At 65.7% G+C, this 23230-nt stretch carries 18 protein-coding genes; 7 read left to right on the forward strand and 11 right to left on the reverse strand.

The window, feature by feature from the left end; genetic code table 11:
* Positions 1-2: 2 nt before the first annotated feature.
* The 7 genes from DIR46_RS12145 to DIR46_RS12175 form a co-directional block, all read right to left on the reverse strand.
* On the reverse strand, positions 3-887 hold the full coding sequence (locus DIR46_RS12145; RefSeq protein WP_109345445.1) for a DUF58 domain-containing protein: 885 nt from the start codon (positions 885-887) through the stop codon (positions 3-5).
* A 14-nt stretch (positions 888-901) separates the two neighbouring features.
* Complete coding sequence (locus tag DIR46_RS12150) at positions 902-1906, reverse strand: AAA family ATPase (RefSeq protein ID WP_109345446.1); 1005 nt, start codon at positions 1904-1906, stop codon at positions 902-904.
* Between the two features lie 3 nt (positions 1907-1909).
* On the reverse strand, positions 1910-2533 hold the full coding sequence (locus DIR46_RS12155; RefSeq protein ID WP_109345447.1) for a DUF4159 domain-containing protein: 624 nt from the start codon (positions 2531-2533) through the stop codon (positions 1910-1912).
* Between the two features lie 15 nt (positions 2534-2548).
* The gene (locus tag DIR46_RS12160; protein ID WP_109345448.1) at positions 2549-3886 is read right to left on the reverse strand and encodes a TldD/PmbA family protein; all 1338 of its coding nucleotides are present in this window, start codon (positions 3884-3886) and stop codon (positions 2549-2551) included.
* A 10-nt stretch (positions 3887-3896) separates the two neighbouring features.
* Positions 3897-5534: a TldD/PmbA family protein gene (locus DIR46_RS12165; RefSeq protein WP_109345449.1), complete on the reverse strand. Its 1638-nt coding sequence runs from the start codon at positions 5532-5534 to the stop codon at positions 3897-3899.
* Between the two features lie 96 nt (positions 5535-5630).
* Positions 5631-6965, reverse strand: coding sequence for a TldD/PmbA family protein (locus DIR46_RS12170; protein WP_109345450.1), 1335 nt, complete (start codon positions 6963-6965; stop codon positions 5631-5633).
* Between the two features lie 13 nt (positions 6966-6978).
* Positions 6979-8613, reverse strand: a complete 1635-nt coding sequence (locus DIR46_RS12175) for a TldD/PmbA family protein (RefSeq protein ID WP_109345451.1) — start codon at positions 8611-8613, stop codon at positions 6979-6981.
* Positions 8614-8943: 330 nt separating this feature from the next.
* Between DIR46_RS12175 and DIR46_RS12180 the strand changes: the two genes are divergently transcribed.
* Positions 8944-9729 carry a class I SAM-dependent methyltransferase gene (locus DIR46_RS12180; protein WP_109345452.1) on the forward strand — a complete coding sequence of 262 codons (786 nt, stop codon included), beginning with the start codon at positions 8944-8946 and terminating at the stop codon, positions 9727-9729.
* 121 nt (positions 9730-9850) lie between these two features.
* Complete coding sequence (locus tag DIR46_RS12185) at positions 9851-11449, forward strand: S1C family serine protease (protein WP_109345453.1); 1599 nt, start codon at positions 9851-9853, stop codon at positions 11447-11449.
* 60 nt (positions 11450-11509) lie between these two features.
* On the opposite strand, the gene DIR46_RS12190 is transcribed toward DIR46_RS12185, so the two are convergent.
* Together DIR46_RS12190 and DIR46_RS12195 are read right to left on the reverse strand one after the other, a co-directional pair.
* On the reverse strand, positions 11510-13123 hold the full coding sequence (locus DIR46_RS12190) for a serine hydrolase (protein ID WP_109345454.1): 1614 nt from the start codon (positions 13121-13123) through the stop codon (positions 11510-11512).
* The gene (locus tag DIR46_RS12195; protein WP_109345455.1) at positions 13120-14976 is read right to left on the reverse strand and encodes a M1 family metallopeptidase; all 1857 of its coding nucleotides are present in this window, start codon (positions 14974-14976) and stop codon (positions 13120-13122) included. The genes DIR46_RS12190 and DIR46_RS12195 overlap by 4 nt, the downstream gene beginning before the upstream one ends.
* A 182-nt stretch (positions 14977-15158) precedes the next feature.
* On the opposite strand from DIR46_RS12195, the gene DIR46_RS12200 reads away from it, so the two are divergent.
* A complete protein-coding gene (locus DIR46_RS12200; protein ID WP_109345456.1) occupies positions 15159-15734 on the forward strand; it encodes a TMEM165/GDT1 family protein in 576 nt (191 codons plus the stop codon).
* Here DIR46_RS12200 and DIR46_RS12205 read toward each other — a convergent pair.
* On the reverse strand, positions 15731-17341 hold the full coding sequence (locus DIR46_RS12205; RefSeq protein WP_229446581.1) for a CehA/McbA family metallohydrolase: 1611 nt from the start codon (positions 17339-17341) through the stop codon (positions 15731-15733). The two genes, DIR46_RS12200 and DIR46_RS12205, sit on opposite strands and share 4 nt — an antisense overlap.
* 138 nt (positions 17342-17479) lie before the next feature.
* On the opposite strand from DIR46_RS12205, the gene DIR46_RS12210 reads away from it, so the two are divergent.
* From DIR46_RS12210 to DIR46_RS12225, 4 genes are all read left to right on the forward strand, one after another.
* A complete protein-coding gene (locus DIR46_RS12210; RefSeq protein WP_109345457.1) occupies positions 17480-18397 on the forward strand; it encodes a LysR family transcriptional regulator in 918 nt (305 codons plus the stop codon).
* Positions 18398-18453: 56 nt separating this feature from the next.
* Complete coding sequence (locus tag DIR46_RS12215; RefSeq protein ID WP_109345458.1) at positions 18454-18864, forward strand: RidA family protein; 411 nt, start codon at positions 18454-18456, stop codon at positions 18862-18864.
* Between the two features lie 128 nt (positions 18865-18992).
* On the forward strand, positions 18993-21332 hold the full coding sequence (locus DIR46_RS12220) for a GH92 family glycosyl hydrolase (protein ID WP_109345459.1): 2340 nt from the start codon (positions 18993-18995) through the stop codon (positions 21330-21332).
* 16 nt (positions 21333-21348) lie between these two features.
* Positions 21349-22332: a LacI family DNA-binding transcriptional regulator gene (locus DIR46_RS12225; protein ID WP_109345460.1), complete on the forward strand. Its 984-nt coding sequence runs from the start codon at positions 21349-21351 to the stop codon at positions 22330-22332.
* A 25-nt stretch (positions 22333-22357) separates the two neighbouring features.
* Here DIR46_RS12225 and DIR46_RS12230 read toward each other — a convergent pair whose 3' ends face one another.
* Complete coding sequence (locus tag DIR46_RS12230) at positions 22358-23227, reverse strand: outer envelope protein (protein ID WP_109348006.1); 870 nt, start codon at positions 23225-23227, stop codon at positions 22358-22360.
* Positions 23228-23230 lie beyond the last annotated feature (3 nt).

Here is a 23230-nt window from a genome sequence, read left to right on the forward strand (position 1 = left end):
GTTTACCTCCCGGGACGCCGCAGCCAGCGCCGCAGCACCTCGATCGGCGACTGCTCGATCGCGGCCAGCGTCAGCGGCATGTCGTTCTTGCGGCACTGCGCCGTGACGGCGCCGAAGTGGGCTTCGCGGTTGCGGCGGTAGCCTTCCTTGAGATCGGCGCCGAAGCGGAACACGCCTTCTTCGCGTTCCGGGTCGCGGTAAGCCAGGTCGCTGGAAAAGCTGGCGTCGACCTCGGCCTGGGTCTGCAGGCCCAGCACGCGCACGTCGTGGCGCATCTGGCGCAGCCGCGTCAGGGCCACCGACAGCGGCGACGGCCAGTCGAGCAGGTCGCTGGCCGCATAGATCGCGCTCGGCGATTGGGCGAAGTGCAGGCTCGCCTTCAGGGTCTCGGTGTCGGGCAGGTCGCCACCCGGTTCGGCGCGCTGGAGCTGGGACAGCACGCGCTGCAGGTGGCGCGGTCCACGCAGGGCCGGCGTAAACGCCACCTTGCCGCCGCCAAGCACCACCAGGCCGAAGGCGTCTCCCTGGCGCTGCGCGATCGCGGCGACGCAGCCGAGCAGCATGCGCGCATAGGCCAGCTTGTCGAGGGCGGGGACGCTGCGGCTCGGTTCCGCCATCGAGGCGCTGGCATCGAGCACCAGCCAGACCGCCACATGGCTGTCGCGCTCGGCCTCGCGCACGAAGTAGCGGTCGGCGCGCCCTGCCAGTTTCCAGTCGACGCGGCGCCACTCGTCACCGGGGACGTAGGCGCGGTATTCCGAGAACTCGACGCCGGCCCCGCGTTCGCGCCCGGCGTGGATGCCGTGGCCCAGGCCCGCCAGCACATGGCGGATCACGAGGTCGAGTTTCTTCGTGTGCGCGATCAGCGCGGTGTTCGCAAGCGACATGATACGAAAGCCGGTTACGGCACCTTGATTTCGCTCTGCAGTTCCTGCAGCACGTCGGCGATGGCGATGCCGTCGGCCTCGGCCTCGAAGTTGCGCAGCACGCGGTGCGCCAGCACCGGCAGCAGCATGGCCGCGATGTCGTCACGGGTCACCGCCAGGCGGCCCTGCATCAGGGCGCGCGCCTTGGAGGCCAGCACCAGGGCCTGGCCGGCGCGCGGACCGGCACCCCAGCCGATGTGTTTTTTCACCGCGTCGACCGTGGTCTCGCTCGGACGGGTGGCGCGCACCAGGCGCGTCGCATAGCGCACCAGGTGGTCGCCGATCTCGATGTCGCGCACCAGCTGCTGCAGGCGCAGCAGGGTCTCGACGTCCATCACCGGCTCGGCGTCCGAGAGGCCCGCGTGGGTGGTGCGCGAGACCATCAGCACCTCTTCGTCCTCGGTCGGATAGACCACGTCGATGCGCAGCAAAAAGCGGTCGAGCTGGGCCTCGGGCAGCGGATAGGTGCCGGCCTGCTCGATCGGGTTCTGCGTGGCCAGCACGAAGAAGGGACGCGGCAGTCGATGGGTCTGGCCGGCGAAGGTCACAGAGCGTTCCTGCATCGCCTCGAGCAGCGCCGACTGGGTCTTGGGCGGTGCGCGGTTGATCTCGTCGGCCAGCAGCACTTGCGTGAACACCGGGCCGGGCTGGAAGCGGAACGCGCGCTGGCGGGTCGCCGCGTCTTCTTCCAGGATCTCGGTGCCGACGATATCCGACGGCATCAGGTCGGGCGTGAACTGCACCCGGCGGAACTGCATGTCGGTGGCTTGCGCCAGTGACTTGACGAGCAGGGTCTTGCCCAGCCCCGGCACGCCTTCGACCAGCGCGTGGCCGCCTGCCAGCAGGCAGGTCACGAGCAGGTCGACCACGTCTTCCTGGCCGATGATCACACGCGCCATGCTGGCCTTCAGCGCGCCCACTTTCGCCGTCAGGGCGGCGATATCCTGTTCATTCCACGCTACTGCATCTTGTTGCGACACTGGTCATGCTCCCAACGCATATTGAATGATGTTCACCGCGAAGCGGGTGTTGTCGACCGCGAGAAAACGCTTGTTGCGGAAGTCGTAATCCCATTCGCAGCCATAGTCCTTGTTCGAATACAGCACGCGCACGCGCCCGCCAATCTCGATCGCCTTCAGGTACTCGTGCACCAGGTCGTCGCCCCAGCCATTGAGTTCCATCGACGTCGTCGGCGGCCCGTCCTCGAACTTGAAGAAGCACGAGTACAGCGGATGGTTGTTCGGGATCTTCTTGAGTGCCTGCGCGCCGAAGATCTTCGCCATCTCGGCCTCGAACGACTTGGCGAACAGGCCGTCGATGTCGTGGTTGCAGTCGTCCACGAAGACGAAGCCGCCGCCGCGCACGTACTTCTCGAAATTGCTCCGTTCCGCCGGGGTGAACTGCACCAGCTTGTGGCCGGCCAGGTAGCAGAACGGGGCCTGCAGCATCTTCGGATCCGACAGCGCCACCATGCGCTCCGTCGTATCGACCCGCAACGTGGTGTACTCCACCAGGGAGTTCAGCACGTTGCTGGGCATGCGGATATCTACGTCCCAGTTGCCCGATTCATACATCAGGCGCGTGAAGTAGAAGTCGTAACTCGCCATGGAGATTCGCAGCCGTCAGACCGCGTCGGACAGCGAGGTGAAGTTGAAGTCGCGCACCTTCATCGGCGGCAGCACCATCTGGAACGGCACTTCGTCGCCGCCGATGATCTGCGGCTTGCCCAGTTCGTCGATATTGTTGAGGATCGTGACCGGGCTCTCGTTGAAGCGGAAGTTCTTGAGCGGGTACTTGATCTTGCCGTTCTCGACATAGAAGGTGCCGTCGCGGGTCAGGCCCGTGAGTAGCAGCGACTGTGGATCGACCATGCGGATATACCAGGTGCGGGTGACCACGATGCCCTTCTTGGTGCCCGCGATCAGCTCTTCCAGCGACTTGGTGCCGCCGGCCATGATCATGTTGCCGTGGCCCGCGGTGGCGCGCTTGCCCGTCTTCTGGGCCCAGTAGCGCGAATAGTCGAGCGAGGCGACGCGGCCATCCTTGACCAGCTGGGTGCGTTCGCGCGCCAGCAGCGACTCGTTGTCCCACGGCGCGACCGGCACGTCCTTGTCCCACGGGTCGGCCCAGATGTTCACCTGGCTGTCGAACAGCTTGTCGCCCAGGCGGTTCTTGCCGCCGGCCTTCGACAGGAAGCTGCGGCCCTCGTCGGCCGAGCGCGCGTCGAAGGCGCTGAACATATTGCCCAGGATTTCCGAGGTCGCCGCCGGCTCCAGGATCACGGTGTAGCGGCCCGGTTCCAGCGCACGCGCCTCGACCGAACGCAGCGCCTTCTCGATCGCCACTTCGGCCGCCTCGCGCGCGTCGAAGCGCGCGGCGTCGACCGCCGAGCGGGTCACCCAGCCCGAACCGCGGCCGTCTTCGGTGCGCGCGGTGAGGCTGAACGACAGGTCGGTGAAGTCCTGGTGGCCGAACACGCCGTTCGAGTTGGCCATGGTGGCGAAGCGGGTGCTGTCGGTGAAGAAGCCGGCGGTGACCAGCTTGTTCTTGCGCGCCAGCTCGATGCAGGTGGCCGCCACCTCGGCCCGGAAGTCCGGGTCGATCGCCGCGGTCTTCGGCACGAAGGTGGTGGTGGCGCGGTATTCCTGCTTCGCGATGGCCGGCATGAACTCCGGATTCTCGGGCGCCAGCCTGGCCAGCTCCTCGGCGCGGCGCACCGCTTTTTCCAGCGACTTGTCGTCGAACTCGTTGATCACGGCGGTGCCGCTGCGCTTGCCGAAGGCCACGCGTACCTGCAGCTGCATGTCTTCGGTCAGGCCGGCGGTCGACACGCTGTTGCGCGCGAAGCGCACGTTGCCGACGCGGCTGCCTTCGATCGATACCGTGCATTCGTCGGCTTTCGACAGCGACAGGACGCGATCGGTGATTTTCTTGGCTTGTTCCTGGTTCAGGGCTTTCATCCTGGTCTCCTTATCCGATCTTGCGTGCGGTATTGATGACGTTGATGCCGTTGAAGCGGGTGGTGCTCGATCCGTGCGACACCGCGCTCACCTGGCTCGGCTGGCCCTTGCCGTCGAAGAAGGAGCCGCCCATGCGCCAGTCGCGCTCGTCGCAGATGGCCGAGCAGGCATTCCAGAATTCCTGGGTATTCGCCTGGTACGCCACGTCCTCGAGCGGGCCGGTGATCTTGCCGTTCTTGATCTCGTAGTACAGCGTGCCGCCGAACTGGAAGTTGTAGCGCTGCTGGTCGATCGAATAGGAGCCGCGGCCCAGGATATAGATGCCCTTCTTGACGTCCTTGACCATCTCGTCCGGCGTCAGGCGCGCCTTGCCCGGCTCGAGCGAGACGTTCGGCATGCGCTGGAACTGCACAGTGCTCCAGCTGTCGGCATACGAGCAGCCGTGCGATTCCTTCTCGCCGATGATGTGGGCCTGGTCGCGCGTGGCCTGGTAGTTGACCAGGATGCCGTCGCGGATGATGTCCCACTGCTTGGCCGGCACGCCCTCGTCGTCGTAGCCGATCAGGCCAAGCGAGCCCGGTGTCGTGCGGTCCGCGACAAAATTGACGCGCTCGGCGCCGTGCTTGAATTTCTTGCTCTGCCACTTGTCGAGACCCACGAAACTGGTGCCGGCGTAGTTGGCTTCGTAGCCGAGCACGCGGTCCAGTTCCGTCGGGTGGCCGACGTTCTCGTGGATGGTCAGGAACAGGTGCTCGGGCGAGAGCACCAGGTCATACTTGCCCGGCTCGACCGACTTGGCGCTGAGCTTTTCGCGTGCCTGCTTGCCCGCCAGGCGCGCGTCCTCGACGATGTCGTAGGACTTGGTGTACAGCGTGGTGACGCCGCCGGCGGCGCGCACCTTGTCTTCGGCGCGCGCGTCGAAATATTCATAGCCCATCGAGGCCGGGGCGCCCAGGCCGCCGCGCGAACGGAACTTGCCGGTGGCCTTGTCGACCGCGGTGGCATTGATCGGGGCCCACAGGCGGTGCACGTCCTGGTCGATGTAGGAGCCGTCGGTCGATGCGAAGTATTTTTGCTGGTTGATCTGGAACAGCGAGGCGGTCATGAAGTTCGCGCCCGCATCCAGGCCGGCCTTGTTGGCGGCGATCAGCATGTCGGCTTTTTCCTTGACCGGCAAGGTGCGCCAATCCTTCTTGATCGGCGTGGCCCAGGCCACTTCGCCGACGCCCTTCACCGGCGCCAGGCGCACGGGTTCCAGTTGCAGCCTGGCGTTGGCCTTGGCGATCGCCACCGCCTGGCGTGCGGCCTGGGCGACGCCGTCGGCGGTCATGCTGTTGGTCGAGGCGAAGCCATAGGCGCCGTCGGCGATCACGCGAATGCCGACGCCGCTCGATTCGGTGTTGTTGATGCTTTCGACGTTCAGGTCGCGTGTGACGATGAACTGGTTCAGGTAGCGGCCGATGCGCACGTCGCAATACGACGCGCCGGCCTGTGTGGCCGCGCCCATGGCGGTATCGGCCAGGACTTTCTTGGCGCTTGCCGCCATCGGTTTGAGCAGGTCTTCGGCCGCGATCGCGTTGCCGAAGACCGGAATGAGCATGGCGCCGGCAGTGCCGGCGCCGATCTGCAGGAATTTACGACGTTCCATGTATCCTCCAAATGCGGCGCCTCGATACGAGAGGCCGCGTGGACGGGAAACCCAGCTGAGCGCCCCGGTCCACCCTACATTTTTTTAACGTTCAGATCAGACCGCGTCCGACAGCGACGTGAAGTTGAAGTCGCGGATCTTCATCGACGGAATCAGCATCGAGTAGCGCGCCTCATCGGCGCCGATCACGGCCGGCCTGCCGATTTCCTCGATATTGTTCAGCATCGAGACCGGGCTTTCGTTGAAGCGGAAGTTCTTGATCGGATGCTTGATCTTGCCGTTCTCGACGTAGAAGGTGCCGTCGCGGGTCAGGCCGGTCAGCAGCACCGATTGCGGGTCCACCATGCGGATGTACCAGGTGCGGGTGACCAGCACGCCCTTCTTGGTGTTGGCGATCAGCTCTTCGGTACTCTTGTTGGTGCCGGCCATGATGATGTTGCCGGCCGCGCCCACCGCGCGCTGCTTCTTCTGCTGCGCCCAGTAGCGCGAGTAGTCGAGGGCGTTGATCTTGCCGTCCTTGACCAGCTCCACGCGTTCGCGCGGCAGCATGTTCTCGTCCCACGGCAGCACGGCGACGTCCTTGTCCCACGGATCGGACCAGATATTGACCTGGCTGTCGAACAGCTTGTCGCCCAGGCGGTTCTTGCCGCCGGCCTTCGACAGGAAGCTGCGGCCTTCGTCGGCGCGGCGCGCGTCGAAGCCGCCCAGCATGAAGGACAGCAGGTCCGACGTCGCGGCCGGCTCCATGATCACGGTGTAACGGCCCGGTTCGAGCGCCTTGGCGTCAACCGAGCGCAGTGCCTTCTCGATCGCGATCTCGGCCGCTTCGCGCGGGTCGAACTTGGACACATCGCGCGCCGAGCGCTTGACCCAGCCCGAACCGCGACCGTCTTCGGTGCGCACGGTCAGGGTGAAGTCGAGCGAGGTCGCGACCTGGTGGCCGAACAGGCCGTTCGAGTTGGCGATCGTCTCGAAGCTGGTGCGGTCGGTGAAGAAGCCGGCCGAGACCAGGCCACGCTTGCGGCAGCCCTCGATGGCGTAGGCGGCGGCCTGCGCGCGGTATTCCGGATCGATGTCGGCGGTCTTCTGGACGAAGGTGTCGGACGGCTTGTAGGCGGTCTTGGCGATCGCCGGGATGAATTCCGGATTGTCCGGGGCCAGCTTCGCCAGGTCTTCGGCGCGGCGCACGGCGCGCTCGATCGACTTGTCGTCGAATTCGTTGATGGTGGCCGTGCCCTGCTTCTTGCCGAAGGCGACCTGCACCTGGATGCGGGTGTCGTCGGCCAGGCCGGCGGTCGAGACGGCGTTGCGCGCGAAGCGGATATTGCCGATGGTGCTGCCTTCGATGTTGACGATGCACTCGTCGGCCTTGGTCAGCGACATCACGCGGTCGCTGATCTTCCTGGTTTGTTCCTGGGTCAAGATGCTCATGTGCGTCCCTGCCTTAGCCGATCTTGCGAGCGGTGTTGATCACGTTGATGCCGTTGAAGCGCGCGGTCGACGAACCGTGCGAGACGATGCTGATCTGCGGCGGCTGTCCCTTGCCGTCGAAGAAGGAGCCGCCCATGCGCCAGTCGCGCTCGTCGCAGATGGCGCTGCAGCCGCCCCAGAATTCCTGGGTGTTCGACTGATAGGCCACGTCTTCCAGCATCTGGCCGATCTTGCCGTCCTTGATCTCGAAGAACAGCTGGCCGCCGAACTGCGAGTTGTAGCGCTGCTGGTCGATCGAGAACGAACCGTCGCCGATGATGTAGATGCCCTTCTTGATGCCCTTGACCATCTCGTCCGGGGTCAGGCGCGCCTTGCCCGGCGCCAGCGACACGTTCGGCATGCGCTGGAACTGCACCGTGTTCCAACCGTCCGCGTACGAGCAGCCGTGCGATTCCTTCTCGCCGATGATGTGGGCCTGGTCGCGCGTGGCCTGGAAGTTGACCAGGATGCCGTCCTTGATGATGTCCCAGCGCTTGGTCTTGACGCCTTCGTCGTCGTAACCGATCGCGCCCAGCGAACCCGGGGTGGTCTTGTCGGCGAAGATGTTGACGATCGGCGCGCCGTACTTGAAGCTCTTCGACTGCAGCTTGTCCAGGGTGGCGAAGCTGGTGCCGGCGTAGTTGGCCTCGTAGCCCAGCACGCGATCGAGTTCGGTCGGGTGGCCGACGTTCTCGTGGATGGTCAGCCACAGGTGTTCCGGCGACAGCATCAGGTCGTACTTGCCCGGCTGGACCGACTTGGCGGTCAGCTTGCGCTTGGCGTCGCGGCCCGCGGCGCGCGCGTCCTCGACGATGTCGTAGCTGTCGGTATACAGGGTGGCGACGCCGCCGGCGGCCTTGATCTTGTGTTCGGGACGGGCGTCGAAGTATTCATAGCCCTTGCCCACCGGGGAACTCAGGCCGTCGCGCGAGCGGAACTTGCCGGTGGCCTTGTCGACCGCGGTGGCCGACAGCGGCGCCCACAGGCGATGCACGTCCTGGTCGATGTACGAGCCGTCGGTCGACGCGAAGTACTTCTGCTGGTTCACCTGGAACAGCATCGTGCGCATGAAGTTGGCGCCGCCTTCCATGCCCGCCTTGTTGGCGGCGATCAGCATGTCGGTCTTTTCAGCGATCGGCACCGTGCGCCAGTCCTTGGTGTACGGCGTGCTCCACGACACCTCACCGACGCCCTTGACTGGTGCGAGCTGCACCGGTTCGGTCTGGAGCTTGGCATTGGCCTTGGCGATTGCCACCGCCTGGCGCGCCGCGTTGGCGATGCCGTCGTTCGACATGTCCGAGGTCGCCGCGAAGCCGTAGGCGCCGTTCACGATCACGCGCACGCCGACGCCGGCCGATTCGGTATTGGCCACGTTCTCGACGTTCAGGTCGCGGGTGGTGATGAACTGGTTGAGGTAGCGGCCGATGCGCACGTCGGCGTAGCTGGCGCCGGCCTTGGTGGCGGCGTTCAGCGCCACGTCGGCCAGGGCCTTCTTGGCGGCGACGGGCATCGTGCTGACCAGTTCCTCGGCAGCGATCGCGCGACCGAATGGCAGCAGCATCGAGGCGGCGGCCAGGCTGCTGAGATTGAGAAAGGTACGGCGTTCCATGTGTTCTCCTGAATGACCTACTTCCGGGCAGCGGTTCCGCAAACAGCTCGGCGCCGCTCTTGTATGTACATCGCTATTGTTTTGGATTTGCCTGTGTGCCCACGCGGCAAACCTCTCAACCATAGCATCGACTTAGCGTTTTGAATAGGCAATCTTTGTGCCACCGCAATGCAACGTTCTCTGCCTGTGCAGGGCACTGTCTGTACGATGAACATTCCACGCATATGCATATGCGGGGAACGCTTGACTATGGAGGTTGCCTGTTCGATCATCTTCGGGTTGACGGCGGCGAACCGCCGGCCGTCCGATCCACCAAGGAGACTTCGCACGATGAAACGACTGATCCTGGCCGCGATGCTGGCGACCGGCCTCGCCGGCGCCGCGCATGCCGACGACGCCCTCAAATCCGCCATCGCCGGCGAACACCGCGCAGCCGCCAACAAGGCCCGCGACACCTACCGCCACCCGTATGAAACCCTGACCTTCTTCGGCATCAAGCCCGATATGACGGTGATCGAGCTGGCGCCGTCGGGCGGCTGGTATACCGAGATCCTGGCGCCCTACCTGCACGATAAGGGCAAGCTGCTGGGCGCCGCGCCGTCCGCCGAGAGCCGCTATGGCAAAGCATTCCGCGACAAGCTGGCCACCGACGCCAAGGTCTACGGCAAGGTCACCCCGGTCCTGTTCGAGCCACCGACCCGCTACGAGCTGGGCGCACCGAACAGCGCCGACATGGTGCTTACCTTCCGCAACCTGCACAACTGGCTGGGTGGCGGCGACGATGCAGTGCTCACCACGCTGAAGGAAGTGCACAAGGTGCTCAAACCCGGCGGCGTGCTGGGCGTGGTCGAGCACCGCCTGCCGGCGAAGATGGAGCAGGATGCCAAGGCGTCGAGCGGCTATATGCACGAGGCGTATGTGATCCGCATGGCCGAACGCGCCGGCTTCAAGCTGGCCGCCAAGTCGGAGGTGAACGCCAATCCGAAGGACACCGCCGACCATGAAAAAGGCGTGTGGACGCTGCCGCCGGTGCTGGCCAACAAGGACAAGGACCGCGCGAAGTACCTCGCCATCGGCGAGAGCGACCGCATGACGCTCAAATTCGTCAAGCAGTAAGCACGTCGGTCCCGTCGTGGAGGAAGGCCATGCCGCCTCCGCGACGATTCTCGTATTTCCTTTTGCGTCGCCTGTGGTTATTCTTCCGGATGCATCCTGAACCGTCCAACCGAAGGAAACCATGAAGACTCTGCCGACATTGCGCCTGGCCGCCCTCGCCCTAGCCGTCTGCGGCGCCGCGCACGCCCAGGATACCGTGCCGCCTGAAGCCCAGGCCATGCCTGCTCCCGCACCCGTCCCGGCGCCCGCCATTGCTCCTCCAGTCGCCGCCAAGAGCGCCGTGCCCGCGCCGGTCCTGCCCGCGGTCGAGAACTCGGTGGTGAAGATCTTCGCCACGATCCGCCGCCCCGAACCCTACAAGCCCTGGACCAAGGCGGCGCCAGCCTCGGTCACCGGTTCCGGCGTCATCATCGAGGGCAAGCGCATCCTGACCAATGCCCACGTGGTCGGCTATGCGAGCCAGGTCGAGGTGCAGGCCAGCCAGTCCGGCGACAAGGTGGCGGCCAGGGTGATCGCGCTGGCGCGCGGCATCGACCTGGCCGTGCTGGAACTGGAAGACCCGTCCTTCTTCGACAAGCGTCCGCCGGTGCCGCGCGCCCCCGTGCTGCCCTACGTGCGCCAGCAGGTGTTCGCCTACGGCTATCCGGTCGGCGGCAACTCGCTGTCGACCACCACCGGCATCGTCTCGCGCGTGGAGTTCGTCAACTACGGCGCCTTCAGCTCGGGCCTGCGGATCCAGATCGACGCCCCGATCAATCCCGGCAACAGCGGCGGTCCGGTGGTGTCGGGCGAGCGCATGGTCGGCCTGGCTTTCGCCGGCGCGACCAACGCGCAGAACATCGGCTACGTGATCCCCAACGAGGAAATCGAACTGTTCCTGCGCGACGTGGCCGACGGCCGCTACGACGGCAAGCCGCTGCTGCACGACAGCGTGCAGACGCTGGAAAACCCGGCGCTGCGCCAGTTCCTCAAGCTGGATAAATCGGTCGAAGGCGCGGTGGTGCACCGCCCCTACCGGGTCGACGACAGCTGGCCGCTGAAGGAGTGGGACGTGATCACCCATATCGGCGAATACGCGGTCGACAACCAGGGCATGGTCAAGCTGGGCTCGAACCTGCGCGTGCGCTTCCAGTACCGCATCCAGCAGGTGGCGAAGAACGGCAAGGTGCCCATGACGATCATCCGTGGCGGCAAGGAGAATAAGGTCGAGGTGCCGGCCACCGGCCCGCGTCCGCTCCTGATCTCGGACCTGGACGGCGGCTATCCGTCCTACTTCATCTACGGCCCGATCACCTTCTCGCGCGCCACCAGCGAATTCATGAGCTTTGTCGCCGGCAGCGCGCCGGGGATGAACGCCTATGCCTTCAACGCCAGCCCCCTGGTCACGCGGCGCGGCGATTCGCCGACGCCCGAGCGCGAAGAGCTGGTGGTGATCAGCGCGCCGTTCTTCCCGCACAAGCTGGTGAGCGGCTACAACAACCGCTTCGGCTCGGTGATCGAATCGGTGAACGGCGAGAAGGTGCGCAGCCTGCGCCACCTGGTGGAACTGCTGCGCGACCTGAAGGACGACCAGGTGGTGCTGCGCTTCGACCAGCGCTACGGCGAGACCATGATCCTGCCGCGCCAGGCGACGCTGGCGGCGACCGAGTCCATCCTGTCGGATAACGGGATCAGGACGCAGGGGTCGGAAGACATGATGAAGGTGTGGGAGCGCAAATAAGGTTCACTACCCGCGCGCCATGAAAAACGCCCGCGGATCCGCGGGCGTTTTTCGTTGCTCTTACTTCGCCTTTTTCACGGGCGTGAACAGCAAGTCCTGGAAGTCATAACTAAAGTCCGTCTCGGTCGACACCGGCTTCATCCGCAACCGCTCGATCGAACCGTCATGATCCAGCGAGAAGGTCGCGTAGGCGTCGGCGTTGAAGTTGCGTTCCTTCCAGCGCACGATGAAGGTATCGTGCTGGAAGTGCTCCATCTCGCCAGTCAGGTCGGGGGTGCGAGAGAACGACATCACCAGCTTGCTGCCCTGGCGCTTGACGATCGCCTTGCCATACCAGGCGTCCTCGTACTCGCCCTCGTAGTCCCACAGCGGCAGCGACGGCTTCGAGGCCTTGGCGCGGCTGGCGCTCTCGCCCTTCACGCGCGCCTCTTCCTTTTCCCGCGCTTCGCGGTCGACCTCGGCGATGCGGCCGATCCAGTCGGTCGGCGCCACGCCCAGGTACTGGTCCAGCAGGCGGTATTGCAGCGCATTGAGCGACGGGCCGCTTTCGGCATTGGTGAAGATCGCGATGCCCAGCTTGGCGTCCGGCACCAGCAGCACGCGCGAATAGAAGCCCTGCAATGCACCTCCGTGCATCGCCACCAGCTTGCCCTGGTAGTCGCGCAACTGGAAGCCCAGGCCATAGGCGAAGAAGTTCGGCTTGGTCGCCGCCAGCGGTGGACGCGGCTCGTTGATCTTCATCGGCGTCTGCGCGGTCCACATCTCGCGCGCCTGTTTCTCTGACCACAGGCGCACTTCCTTGCCGCTGGCGTCCGTTTTCACGCGGCCCTGGTCGAGCAGCACGTTCATCCAGCGCGCGATGTCCTCGGCATTGGTGTTGATGCCCACCGCGCCGATCGCGTTCGCCACCGGCATCGGCTTGACCACCGCCGCCTTGCCATTGATCTTGCTGTGCGGCGCCGACACGTTCATGCCCGGCTTGTGCTGGTCCAGGCTGGTGGTGGTGGCCTGCATGCCGACGGGATCGAGGATCCACTCGCGCATGGTCGCGCCCCAGTCTTTGCCGGATTTCCGGGCGATGATCTTGCCGGCCACGATGTACAGCAGGTTGTCGTAGGCGTAGCTGTTGCGGAAGCTCGTCGCCGGCTTGATGTAGCGGAGGTTGTGGATGATCTCGTCGGTGCTGAAGGTGGTGGTCGGCCACCACATCAGGTCACCGGCGCCCAGTCCCAGGCCGCTGCGGTGGGTGAGCAGGTCGCGCACCGTCATCTCGGCCGTCACGTAGGCATCGTACATGCGGAAGTCCGGCAGGTGCTTGATGACCGGGTCATCCCATTCCAGCTTGCCCTGGTCGACCAGCATCGCCAGCCCCGCCGCCGTGAATGCCTTGGAGTTGGACGCGATCTCGAAGATGGTCTTGCCGTCGACCGGCGTCGGGTCGCCCAGCTTGCGCACGCCGAAGCCCTGGGTGACGACGACCTTGCCGTCCTTGACCACGGCGATGGCGATGCCCGGGACGTCGAAGGTTTTCAGGACGCGGTTGACGTCGGCTTCGAGGTCATAGGCTGGCGCCGCTGCGGCGGCCGTCGGCGCGGCGGCGGTTTGCGCCACTGCGGCGCCCACGCTGCAGAGCGCAAGCACTACGACGCCGGCGAGTCGGTTCATGATCATCATTGCTTGCCCATCGTCTTGTCGACGCTCGATTGCGTCTCCGGGTGGTAACGCTCGCGCGCCTTCTTGTAGATGCCTTCGGCCCAGGCACGGTCTTCCGGCTTTTCGCGCAGCGCCGCGTACAGCGGCACCACGAACTTCTGGCGGCCCACGCTCATCAGGAAGGCTTCGAGCTGCGGACGCACGGCGCGGTAACCGGCGTGCACCGAGGCGCGGTAGAAGCGGAACGCGACTTCATTGTTCTTCGTATTGGCCAGGTCATGGGCGCGGTCCAGCTCCGCGAGCTTCTTCGCATCGGCCTTGTTGTCGATATCGTTGAGGAACTTCATCCACTCGACGGCGTTCCAATCCCTGGCCTTGAGCTGCTCGGTCGAGACAGTTCCTTTGACCCAGCCGTCGATCGCGGCATTCAGCTGCGCCAGGCGCTGCGACACCGCGCGCTGGGCGCTGGCCGGGATGCCGGGACCGTAGATCCACTCGTCCAGCTCGGCCTCGCTCATGATCTTCGGATTGTTCGCCAACAGGTTCTTGCGCAGGTAGTCCAGGAACTGGTCGTTGGTCACGCTCTGGAAGGCGTGGCCGTCGAACCAGCCGCGCAGGAAGGTGTCGAAGGCGGCGCGGCCGGCGCGCTGCTCGAGCGTGTGCAGGAACCAGGCGCCCTTCGGATAGGCCAGCGAGGTGTCCGGGTAGTATTCGGCCGAGGTGTCCGGCTGGCGCGAGACCAGCGATTGCTTCGCCGGCGGCAGGTCCTTCAGCATCTCCAGCGCCTCTTCCTGCTCCAGCTGCAGGTTCATGAGGGCGACTTCCTTGCCGTAGATCTCCTCCAGGATGCGGGTGGTGACGTAGGTGGTGAAGCCTTCGTTGAGCCACCAGTGCTTCCACGAGGCGTTGGTCACCAGGTTGCCCGACCAGCTGTGCGCCAGTTCGTGGGCGATCAGGTCGACCAGGCTGCGGTCGCCCGCGATCATGGTCGGGGTGAGAAACGTAAGGCGCGGGTTTTCCATGCCGCCGATCGGGAACGACGGCGGCAGGACCAGCATGTCGTAGCGTCCCCAGCGATACGGCCCGTACAGCTTCTCGGCCGCTTCCACCATCTTTTCGGTGTCGGCCAGCTCGTACTCCGCCGCCTTGATGCGTTGCGGCTCGGCGTAGACGCCGGTGCGCCCGCCGAGCGTGCGCGCTTCGAGCTCGCCGATGCCGATCGCCAGCAGGTAGGAAGGAATCGGCTGCGGCATATTGAACTTCCAGCCTCCCTTGCCGGTGGCCTTCATGTCGTTATCGGCGCTCATCACCACGCGCAGGCCTTGCGGCGCCTCGATGCGCGCGCTGTAGGTGAAGCGCACCGCCGGCGTATCCTGGATTGGCACCCAGGAGCGGGCATTGATCGCCTGCGACTGGCTGAACATGAACGGGTGCTTGCCCGACATCGTCTGCACCGGCTGAAGCCATTGCAACGCGGTGGCGGTCGGCGCGGTGCGGTAGTGGATGCGCACCTTCTTCTGCTGGCCCGGCAGCTTGACGTGCAGCGGCTGGCCCTTTTCTTCGTCAAACTTGCCGAGCGAGTAGTCGGCCTTGCGCCAGGCGCCTTTCGCATCCTGCGCCTCGATCTTCGAGATCGTCAGCTCGCGCGTATCCAGGTCGAGCGTGGTCGCCTTCTTGTCCAGCCAGTCGAGGGTCAGCTCGGCATAGCCATCCAGGCTTTTCTTCGCGAAGTCGGCCTTCAGGTCCAGGTGCAGCGCCGTGGTCTTGACCTGGTCGTACCTGGCGTAGCTGAGGGGATCGAGGGCGAAGGCGTAGGCGCTCCAGGCGCTCAGGAGGGCTGCGGTGCTCGCGCGCAGCAGGGTGCTTTTGTTCATGGTCTCTCGCAGGGAAGGTCGGCCCGGCAGGCCGAGGCGGGTGCAGGATAGCATGCAGGCCAGGCCAGCGAAAGCGCGCCGCCCGCCCCTTCGCGCAGGATAAATACGCATGCCGCGGCGCAGCGACCGGGCCGCCTCTGCTATGATCGCGCCCTTCCTCCTGCTGTTTGCTCATCCGACTGATGGACGCCTTTCTCGTCTCGACCGGCATCGTGGGCCTCGCCGAGATCGGCGACAAGACCCAGTTGCTGGCTTTCCTGCTCGCCGCGCGCTTTCGCCGCCCCCTGCCGATCGTGTTCGGCATTTTTGTCGCGACCGTGGCCAACCACGCCTTCGCCGCCGCCGTCGGCGCCCTCGTCAGCGAGCTGCTGGGCCCCGGCGTGATGCGCTGGGTGCTGGGACTGTCCTTCCTGGGGATGGCCGCCTGGGTATTGACGCCGGACGAGATCGACGCCGAGGAAGCGCAGCTGGCGAAGTACGGCGTGTTCCTGACCACCCTGATCGCCTTTTTTGTCGCCGAGATGGGCGACAAGACCCAGGTCGCCACCGTGGCGCTGGCCGCGCGCTACGAGTCGATGGCCGCCATCGTCGCCGGCACCACCTTCGGCATGATGCTGGCCAACGTGCCGGCCGTGTACTTCGGCGAACGCATCGCGAACCGCGTGCCGCTCAAGCTGGTGCATGGCATCGCTGCGCTGATCTTCGCGGTGCTCGGCATCGCGACCCTGCTGGGGATGGGCGAAGGACTGGGGTTCTAGTCTTCCTGCATGACCCATACCGGCGCCGACCACAGCACGTTGCCGTCGTCCTGGGTCACTTTCGCATAATAGAAGTGGGCGCCCGGGCTCGGGGTGAAGGTCGTCTCGGCCTGGTCCGACGTCTGCGTGACCGTGCCCTTGCGGCCCGGGACGCCTTCCATGATCGCGACCGAGGCCGCCTTCCGGCCGGTTGAACTGGCAAAGTTCGCCACCAGCGCGAGCGGTCCGCGATTGGTGAAGCGCTCGCCCATCAGGCGGCCGTTCGCGGTCAGGACCAGCTGCGAATCCTTGTCCATCGTCGCGAACACGCGGCGCGCCTTGAGCGCCTCGACGAACGACGCGCGGTTCAGGGCCGTGCCGTTCGGCAGCAGCACGCCGGTGCGGTTGGTGAACGACGCGCCCCAGTTGGCGCAGTGGTTGTCCTGGTTGGTGCTGAAGGCCAGGCGATAGCCCGCCTCCAGCAGCCGGTTGCAGGCGCCTTCGAAATTGCTGCGGCGGGTCTCGGTCTCGCTGACGTTGGTCGAGAAGGCGGTGCTGTTCATCACCTCGCACAGCGCCATCGCTTCGCCGCCATCCTCGGTATGGGCCAGCGGCACGCCATCGACCTGGAACTGGCCCGAGTGCGCCGGATGGTTGAACTGCCCCACCCAGCCGCGCTCGCGCATCAGCGTGTACAGCGCCGCGTAGTCGCCCTTGGGCGTGCGCGTGTCGGCCATCAGCTCGCCCCTGGCATTGGTCTCCCAGCCCAGCAGCTCGTCGCTGTTGAAGATGTTGATATGGCCGCCGTTGCTGATGACGCCCCATTCCAGGCCGTACACCGCGAGGAAATCCGGGTGCTTCCTGGAGAAGCCCGCTGCGCTTTCCAGGCCGGCGCGGTACAGGGCCTTGGCGGCGGCGGGGTCGGCGTCCGGCGCGCTGCCTTCGGAGCCGTCGTACATGTGGTTGTGTTCGGAGGCGACCAGGATGCCGAGGCCGCGCCCGCGCGCATAGGCGAAGGCATCGATCGGGCCGTGCGGCGACTCCAGTGGCGACTGGGCGCCCTTGCACTCCGCGATGTCGGCGCCGCCGTCGCTGTGATTGGTCTGGCTGTGCAGGTTGCCGAGATAGACCGTGTAGGGCAGCGCGCCCGGCGCCGCAACGGCCGCCGGCTCGAAGGCGCGCGGCAGCGGCGAAAACGCCGGCATGGCAGGCAGCAGAGGCGCGCCGACCGCGATCTGCCAGTCCTGCTCGATTTGCTCATGGGCGTCGCCGCGCACGGTCGCGCGCAGCCGGACGCGGTAGATGCCGCTCGGCGCCGGAGACAATCCCAGGCGGCCGGACCAGGGCACGGCCACCGTCATTTCATTGCCCGTGAACGGCGCCGCGCCGCGCCAGCGCAGGGCGACGCGGCCGTCTGGCCGGACCAGTTCCACCCGCCAGTCGACGGTGTCTGTCCGCGCCAGGCCGGGATAGGCGAACTGCAGGGTGAAAGTCCGCCCCTGGGCCGCGCCGGCCTGGAACGGCGCGAGCAGGGTGGCTTCGAATTCCTGATGTTCTGCGGGGGCGGCTTGCGCCAGGCTGCAGCACAGCGACAGGGCCAGGAGTGGGGGCAGGAGTGAGGATTTCATGATGCAATTTTTGCAATTTCATGCCTCAGTCATCTTGAGCAGCCTCCCTTAAAAATTGTCATTTCGTCCATTTATTTTGATGAATTTCAATCATGGCAACTTGCCACGAGCCGGATAGCCGTTTATGTTGGCAGCCTCATGATCGACAAGCTCGAAATCACCCACCTGCGCACGCTCGACGCCCTGAACCGCTTCGACACCATCTCGGCGGCGGCCGAGCACCTGGACGTCTCGCAACAGGCAGTCAGCCTGCAGCTGAAGAAGATCCGCACCATTCTGGGCGACCCGTTGTTCGTGCGCACCGGCCAGGGCATGGCGCCGACGCCCTATGCGAAGCTGATCGCGCCCCACATCGGCCAGGTGCTGGCGCAGCTGAACGGCATTCCCCTGCCCTTCGAGGTCCGGCCCGAGCAGGCCGAGCGCACGCTGGTGGTCTCGGGCACCGACTACACCCAGAAGGTGATCGTGGCCGACCTGGTGCGCATGCTGCGGTGCGAGGCGCCGAGGGTGAAGGTGGCGGTGGTCGACATCGAGGTCAGCGCCCTCACCCGCAAGCTGCACCAGGGCGAGATCGACCTGATTTTCACGGTGGACGGTTACGTCGCGCCCGGGCTGGTAACGCAGCCCCTGTTCCTCGAGCAGTACCGCTGCGTCACCGGCAACCGCGCGCTGGCCGGCGGCGGCGTCATGTCGCTCGAAAAGCTGGTGGAGCACGACTTCATCGTCACCAATCCGGGCATGGCCAGTTTCACGGGATCGGCCGACGGCTGGTTCGCGCGCCAGGGATTGCAGCGCCGGGTCGTGGCGTCGGCGCCGTCCTTCTTCATGGCGCTGGAATACCTGAAGGGATCGGACCTGGTCGCGTTCATGCCATCGCGCCTGCTGCCCTGCGAGGGAGTATTCGAGATCGGGCTGCCCAAGTACCCGCCGGGCTATCAGGTGGTGGCCGCCCACCATCCGAATGCGCAGAACGATTCCTTCATCACCTGGGTGCTGGAGCGGGTCGGCTCCCGCCTCGCATCGACTACTCTTGTATCAGCTACAAGCCGCGCTTGATTGCGGCGACCGGTGCGCATGCCTAAGCTGGCGCCTTTCAAAGCAAAGGAAACCGCATGAGCATCGAACGCATCAATCCGCCCGCGCTGTACGACGGCGCCCCGCATGGCCTGTCCCACGCGACCATCGATCACGAAACCGGCCTGGTGTTCGTGTCGGGCCAGGTCGACTGGGATCGTGAGTACAAGGTCAGGCACACCACCCTGGCCGGGCAAACCGAAGGCGCGGCGCGCAACCTGATCGCGGTGCTGGCGGCCGCCGGATCCTCGGTCGAGCAGATCCTGCAGCTGCGCGTCTACGTGCGCGGCGAGATCGGCGAGCACCTGGAGACGGTGGCGCCGATCCTGGTGCGGCATCTCGGCCTGCCGCGCCCGGCCCTGACCGGCATCGGCGTGGCCTCGCTGGCGTCGCCCGATACCCTGGTCGAAATCGAAGCGGTGGCCAAGCGCCGCGCACCAAATGTTTAGTAAACCGGCTAAACATATGGGCTGAAACACGGTAAGGATTGCCCGGAAACCGGTCTCCACATATAAGTTGCACTTGGGTATAGTGCAAAAAAACAGGCGGCGTCGTTGCCGCCACATGTGGAGACCTCATGACGGCCAGACTCAACTTCGGACAACTCTCGATCGCCGCCGGTGCGGCATTCCTGTTTAGTGCAGTTCCCGCCCTGGCCGCCCCGCCGGGCAGCCCGGCCGAAGCCGTGGACGTCTTCATCGGCACCGGCGGCGACGGCCACACCTTCCCCGGCGCCAGCCGCCCCTTCGGCATGGTGCAGCTCAGCCCCGACACCCAGCACCGCCACTTCCGCCAGAGCTATCCCTGGGCCTCGGGCTACAACTACGCCGACAGCTCGATCCTCGGCTTCTCGCACACTCACTTCTCGGGCAGCGGCCACTCCGACCTGGGCGACGTGCTCCTGATGCCCTATAGCGGCGAGACCAAGCTGGAGCCGGGCTATCCGGAGCGTCCGTTCTCGGGCTACCGTTCGCGCTTCTCGCACGACCAGGAAAAGGCCGAACCCGGCTACTACGCCGTGCGCCTGAAGGATCATGAAGTCGACGTCGAGCTGACCGCCAGCGAGCGCGTGGGACTGCACCGCTATAAATTCAAGGCCGGCGAGCCGGCCAAGGTGCTGCTCGACCTGCGCACCAGCATCTACAACTACGACGAGAAGAACCTGTGGGCGCGCCTGCGCGTGCGCAACAGCACCACCATCACCGGCATGCGCGAGACGCGCGGCTGGGCGCCCGGCCGCCAGGTGCACTTCGCGATCCAGTTCTCGCGCCCGATCGACACCCGCCAGCTGCTGAACCGCGAAGAAGCGATCCCCTACCGCGGCTTCGCCCCGCCCGGCAAGACCCCGGCAGATAAAGCGCTGGTCGAAGGCAAGCAGCTGATGGCCGACTTCAACTTCGGCGTGCCGCAGGACGGCACGCTGCTGGTGAAGGTCGCCCTGTCGGCGGTGAGCGAAGACAATGCGATCGCCAACCTGGCCGAGATGCCGGGCTGGGACTTCGACCAGGAGCGCGAGCGCGCCGGCAAGGCCTGGAACGACGCGCTGGGCGCGGTGAAGGTCGAAGCCGAAGGCCCGATGCGCACCAAGTTCTATACCGCCCTGTACCACACCATGCTGGCGCCGTCGCTGTTCATGGACCTCGACGGCAGCTACCGCGGCCCGGACAACCAGGTGCACAAGGCGAAGAACTTCCGCTTCCACTCGACCTTCTCGCTGTGGGACACCTACCGCGCGCTGCACCCGCTGCTCACCATCGTCGCACCCGAGCAGCGCAACGCCGACTTCGTCAACTCGCTGATCGCCTCGCAGCAGCACAGCCCCTACGGCATCCTGCCGGTATGGCAGTTCCATGGCCTGGAGACCTGGTGCATGATCGGCTACCACGCGGTGCCGGTGATCGCCGACGCCTACATGAAAGGCATCCGCGGCTTCGACGCCGACAAGGCCCTGGCCGCGATGACGGCCAGCGCCGAATACGGTCCCTACGGCGGCCTGGAACACTATATGAAGCTGGGCTACGTGCCGATCGACCTCGAGAAGGAAGCGGCATCGAAGACCGTCGAATACGCCTTCGACGACTGGACCATCGCGCGCATGGCCGAGAAGATGGGCAAGAAGGATGTTGCGGCCCGCTACTACAAGCGCGCCCAGAACTACCGCAACGTGTTCGACAAGGAGACCGGCTTCATCCGCGCCCGCAAGTCCACCGGCGAATTCCGCACCCCGTTCAACCCGGAGCAGTCGAACTTCGGCAGCGACTATACCGAGGGCAGCGCCTGGCAGTATTCCTGGTATATGCCGCACGATAATGCCGGCCTGATCTCCTTCCTGGGCGGCGACACCAGGCTGGTGGAGAAGATCGACCAGGTGTTCGACGCCAAGGTCGACGAGACCGTGTACGCCCACATGGAAGACATCTCGGGCCTGATCGGCCACTACGCCCACGGCAACGAGCCTTCGCACCACGTGGCCTACCTGTACAACTACGCCGGCGCGCCATGGCGCACGCAGGAACGCCTGGCCAACATCATGGCCAGCCAGTACAGCGACAAGCCGGACGGCCTGTCGGGCAACGACGACCTGGGCCAGATGTCGGCCTGGTTCGCCTTCACCGCGCTCGGCTTCTATCCGGTGGCCCCGGCCAGCAACGAGTACGTGATCGGCCGCCCCTTCCTGGACAAGGCGACCCTGAACCTGCCGAACGGGAAGCGCTTCACGGTGCGCGCCGACAATCTCTCGAGCGGCAACGGCTACATCGGCCGCGTGACCCTGAACGGCAAGCCCTTGATGCGCACCTTCATCCGCCACGAGGACATCATGGCCGGCGGCGAACTGGTGTTCACCATGCAGGCCACGCCGAACAAGGACTGGGGCAAGGAGCAGAACGCCCGCCCCTACACCCAGACCAGATATTGACGAAGGAAAGCGCGCCATGGCCGTTACGATCCGCGACATCGCCCGCGCCACGGGCTACTCGATCGGCACGGTCTCGCGCGCACTGAAGAACCAGGACGGCCTGACCGACAAGACGCGCGAACGCATCTGCGCGGTGGCGCGCGAAATGGGTTACGACTTCGCCAAGCTGCGCGAAGGCGACGTGCGCCGCATCGCCTTCTTGCTGCACCGCCAGCACAACACGCAGTCGGCCAGCCCGTTCTACCTGCCGGTGCTGCACGGCGCCGAGGACGCCTGCCGCAAGCGCGGCATCGCGCTCTCTTTCGTGGTGGTGGGCCCGGCCGAGCCGGTGCTCGACCTGGTGCGCCTGCACCAGCCCGACGCTCTGCTGTGCGCCGGCTACTTCGAGCCGGAACTGGTGGCGGCGCTGCGCGACACCGGCAAGCCACTGGTGCTGCTCGACATGCGCCTGCCCGGCTACCGCTCGCTCAATCCCGACCACGCCCTGGGCGGCTACCTGGCCACGCGCCACCTGGTCCGGCAGGGCCGGCGCCGCATCGCCATGCTCACCGGCCCGCTGGCGCACCACAGCATCCTGGAGCGCTACCGCGGCTTTCGCAAGGCCTTGTTCGAGGCGCGCATGCTGGCCGATCCCGACCTCGAGGTCCAGCTGCCCAGCATCGGCAACAGTCTCGACAACGTGCGCCAGGCGGTCGACGCCCTGCTGGCGCGCCAGCCGCGGCCCGATGCGCTGTTCTGCTACAACGACAGCACGGCCCTCGCCGCCATGCGCCACTGCCTGGAACGCGGCCTGAAGATCCCGCACGACATCGCGATCGTCGGCTTCGACGACATCAGCGCCGCCTCCAGCGCGATCCCGCCGCTATCCAGCGTCCAGATCGACAAGGATCTGCTCGGGCGGATGGGCGTTGATTCGCTGCTGGAGAAGGTGGACGGCGCCAGCCTGGAACAGACGCTCGCAGTGCAGCTGGTGGTGCGCGAGAGCAGCAACGACGACTGAGCGTCGTCTAGCCCAGGCAGCCGGCTCAGAAGTGGTATTCGGCGCGGATCATCGGCGTGCTGGCGCGCTGCCCGCGTCCGCCGGTCGTGGCGCGGGTATTGCCGAACTTGTTGTTCCAGAACTGGTATTCGACACCGACGCGGAAGCGGTTCTTCTTCTGGCCGAAGTGCGCGCCGACATCGTACATCAGCTGCATGTCGATGTTCGTCTCGGCGCCGGTAGGGTTGCCGGTTTCGTCCAGGCCCTTCTCGGCGATGAAATTGGCATAGCCCTCGAAGGCCCAGCGTTCGTTCAGCGGGATGCCCCAGCTGACGTTGAGCATCGGATGGTTCTCGTACTTGTAGCGTCCGCGCACGTCGGAGATCGGGGCGAAGGCGCCGCTCGGCGCATTGCTTTCGCGGATCAGGAGGATGCTGGTGCTCAGGAAGCCCGGCACGTCCCACATCAGGGTCGGCCCGACCACCAGCATGCGCTTGCGCGAGTTGTAGCCGACGTCGCGCTTGGTGTTCAGGTCGAAGCCGGCGGTGAGCCCGACGCCCTTCACCTTCCCGAAGCGCAGCTCGCGCCCGCTCAGCGCGCCGATGTCGAGCGTGTGACGGTACAGCAGATAGGCTTCCTCGGCGCCGGAATCGCCGCCGAGCGAGCGTGGATCGTTGCGGTCCGACTTGAGCCAGTCGAGGTTCAGGTAGTTGCTGCCGTACTTGTAGCCGCTGGCGTGGGTCAGCGCGAGGACGTGCTTGTCGATGTGGTCGGGATTGAACGGCTCGGCGAAGCGGCTGCCGTAACGCCAGCTGACGGCGGTATCGCTCCAGTCGAGCGCCTGCGCGGGGCTGGCCGCGAATCCCGTGGCCAGCAGGCAGGCGCCGCAGCCGAGGACGCGGGTGACGATGTTCATGAT

This window comes from Massilia oculi (genome assembly GCF_003143515.1).
Classification (GTDB): domain Bacteria; phylum Pseudomonadota; class Gammaproteobacteria; order Burkholderiales; family Burkholderiaceae_D; genus Telluria; species Telluria oculi.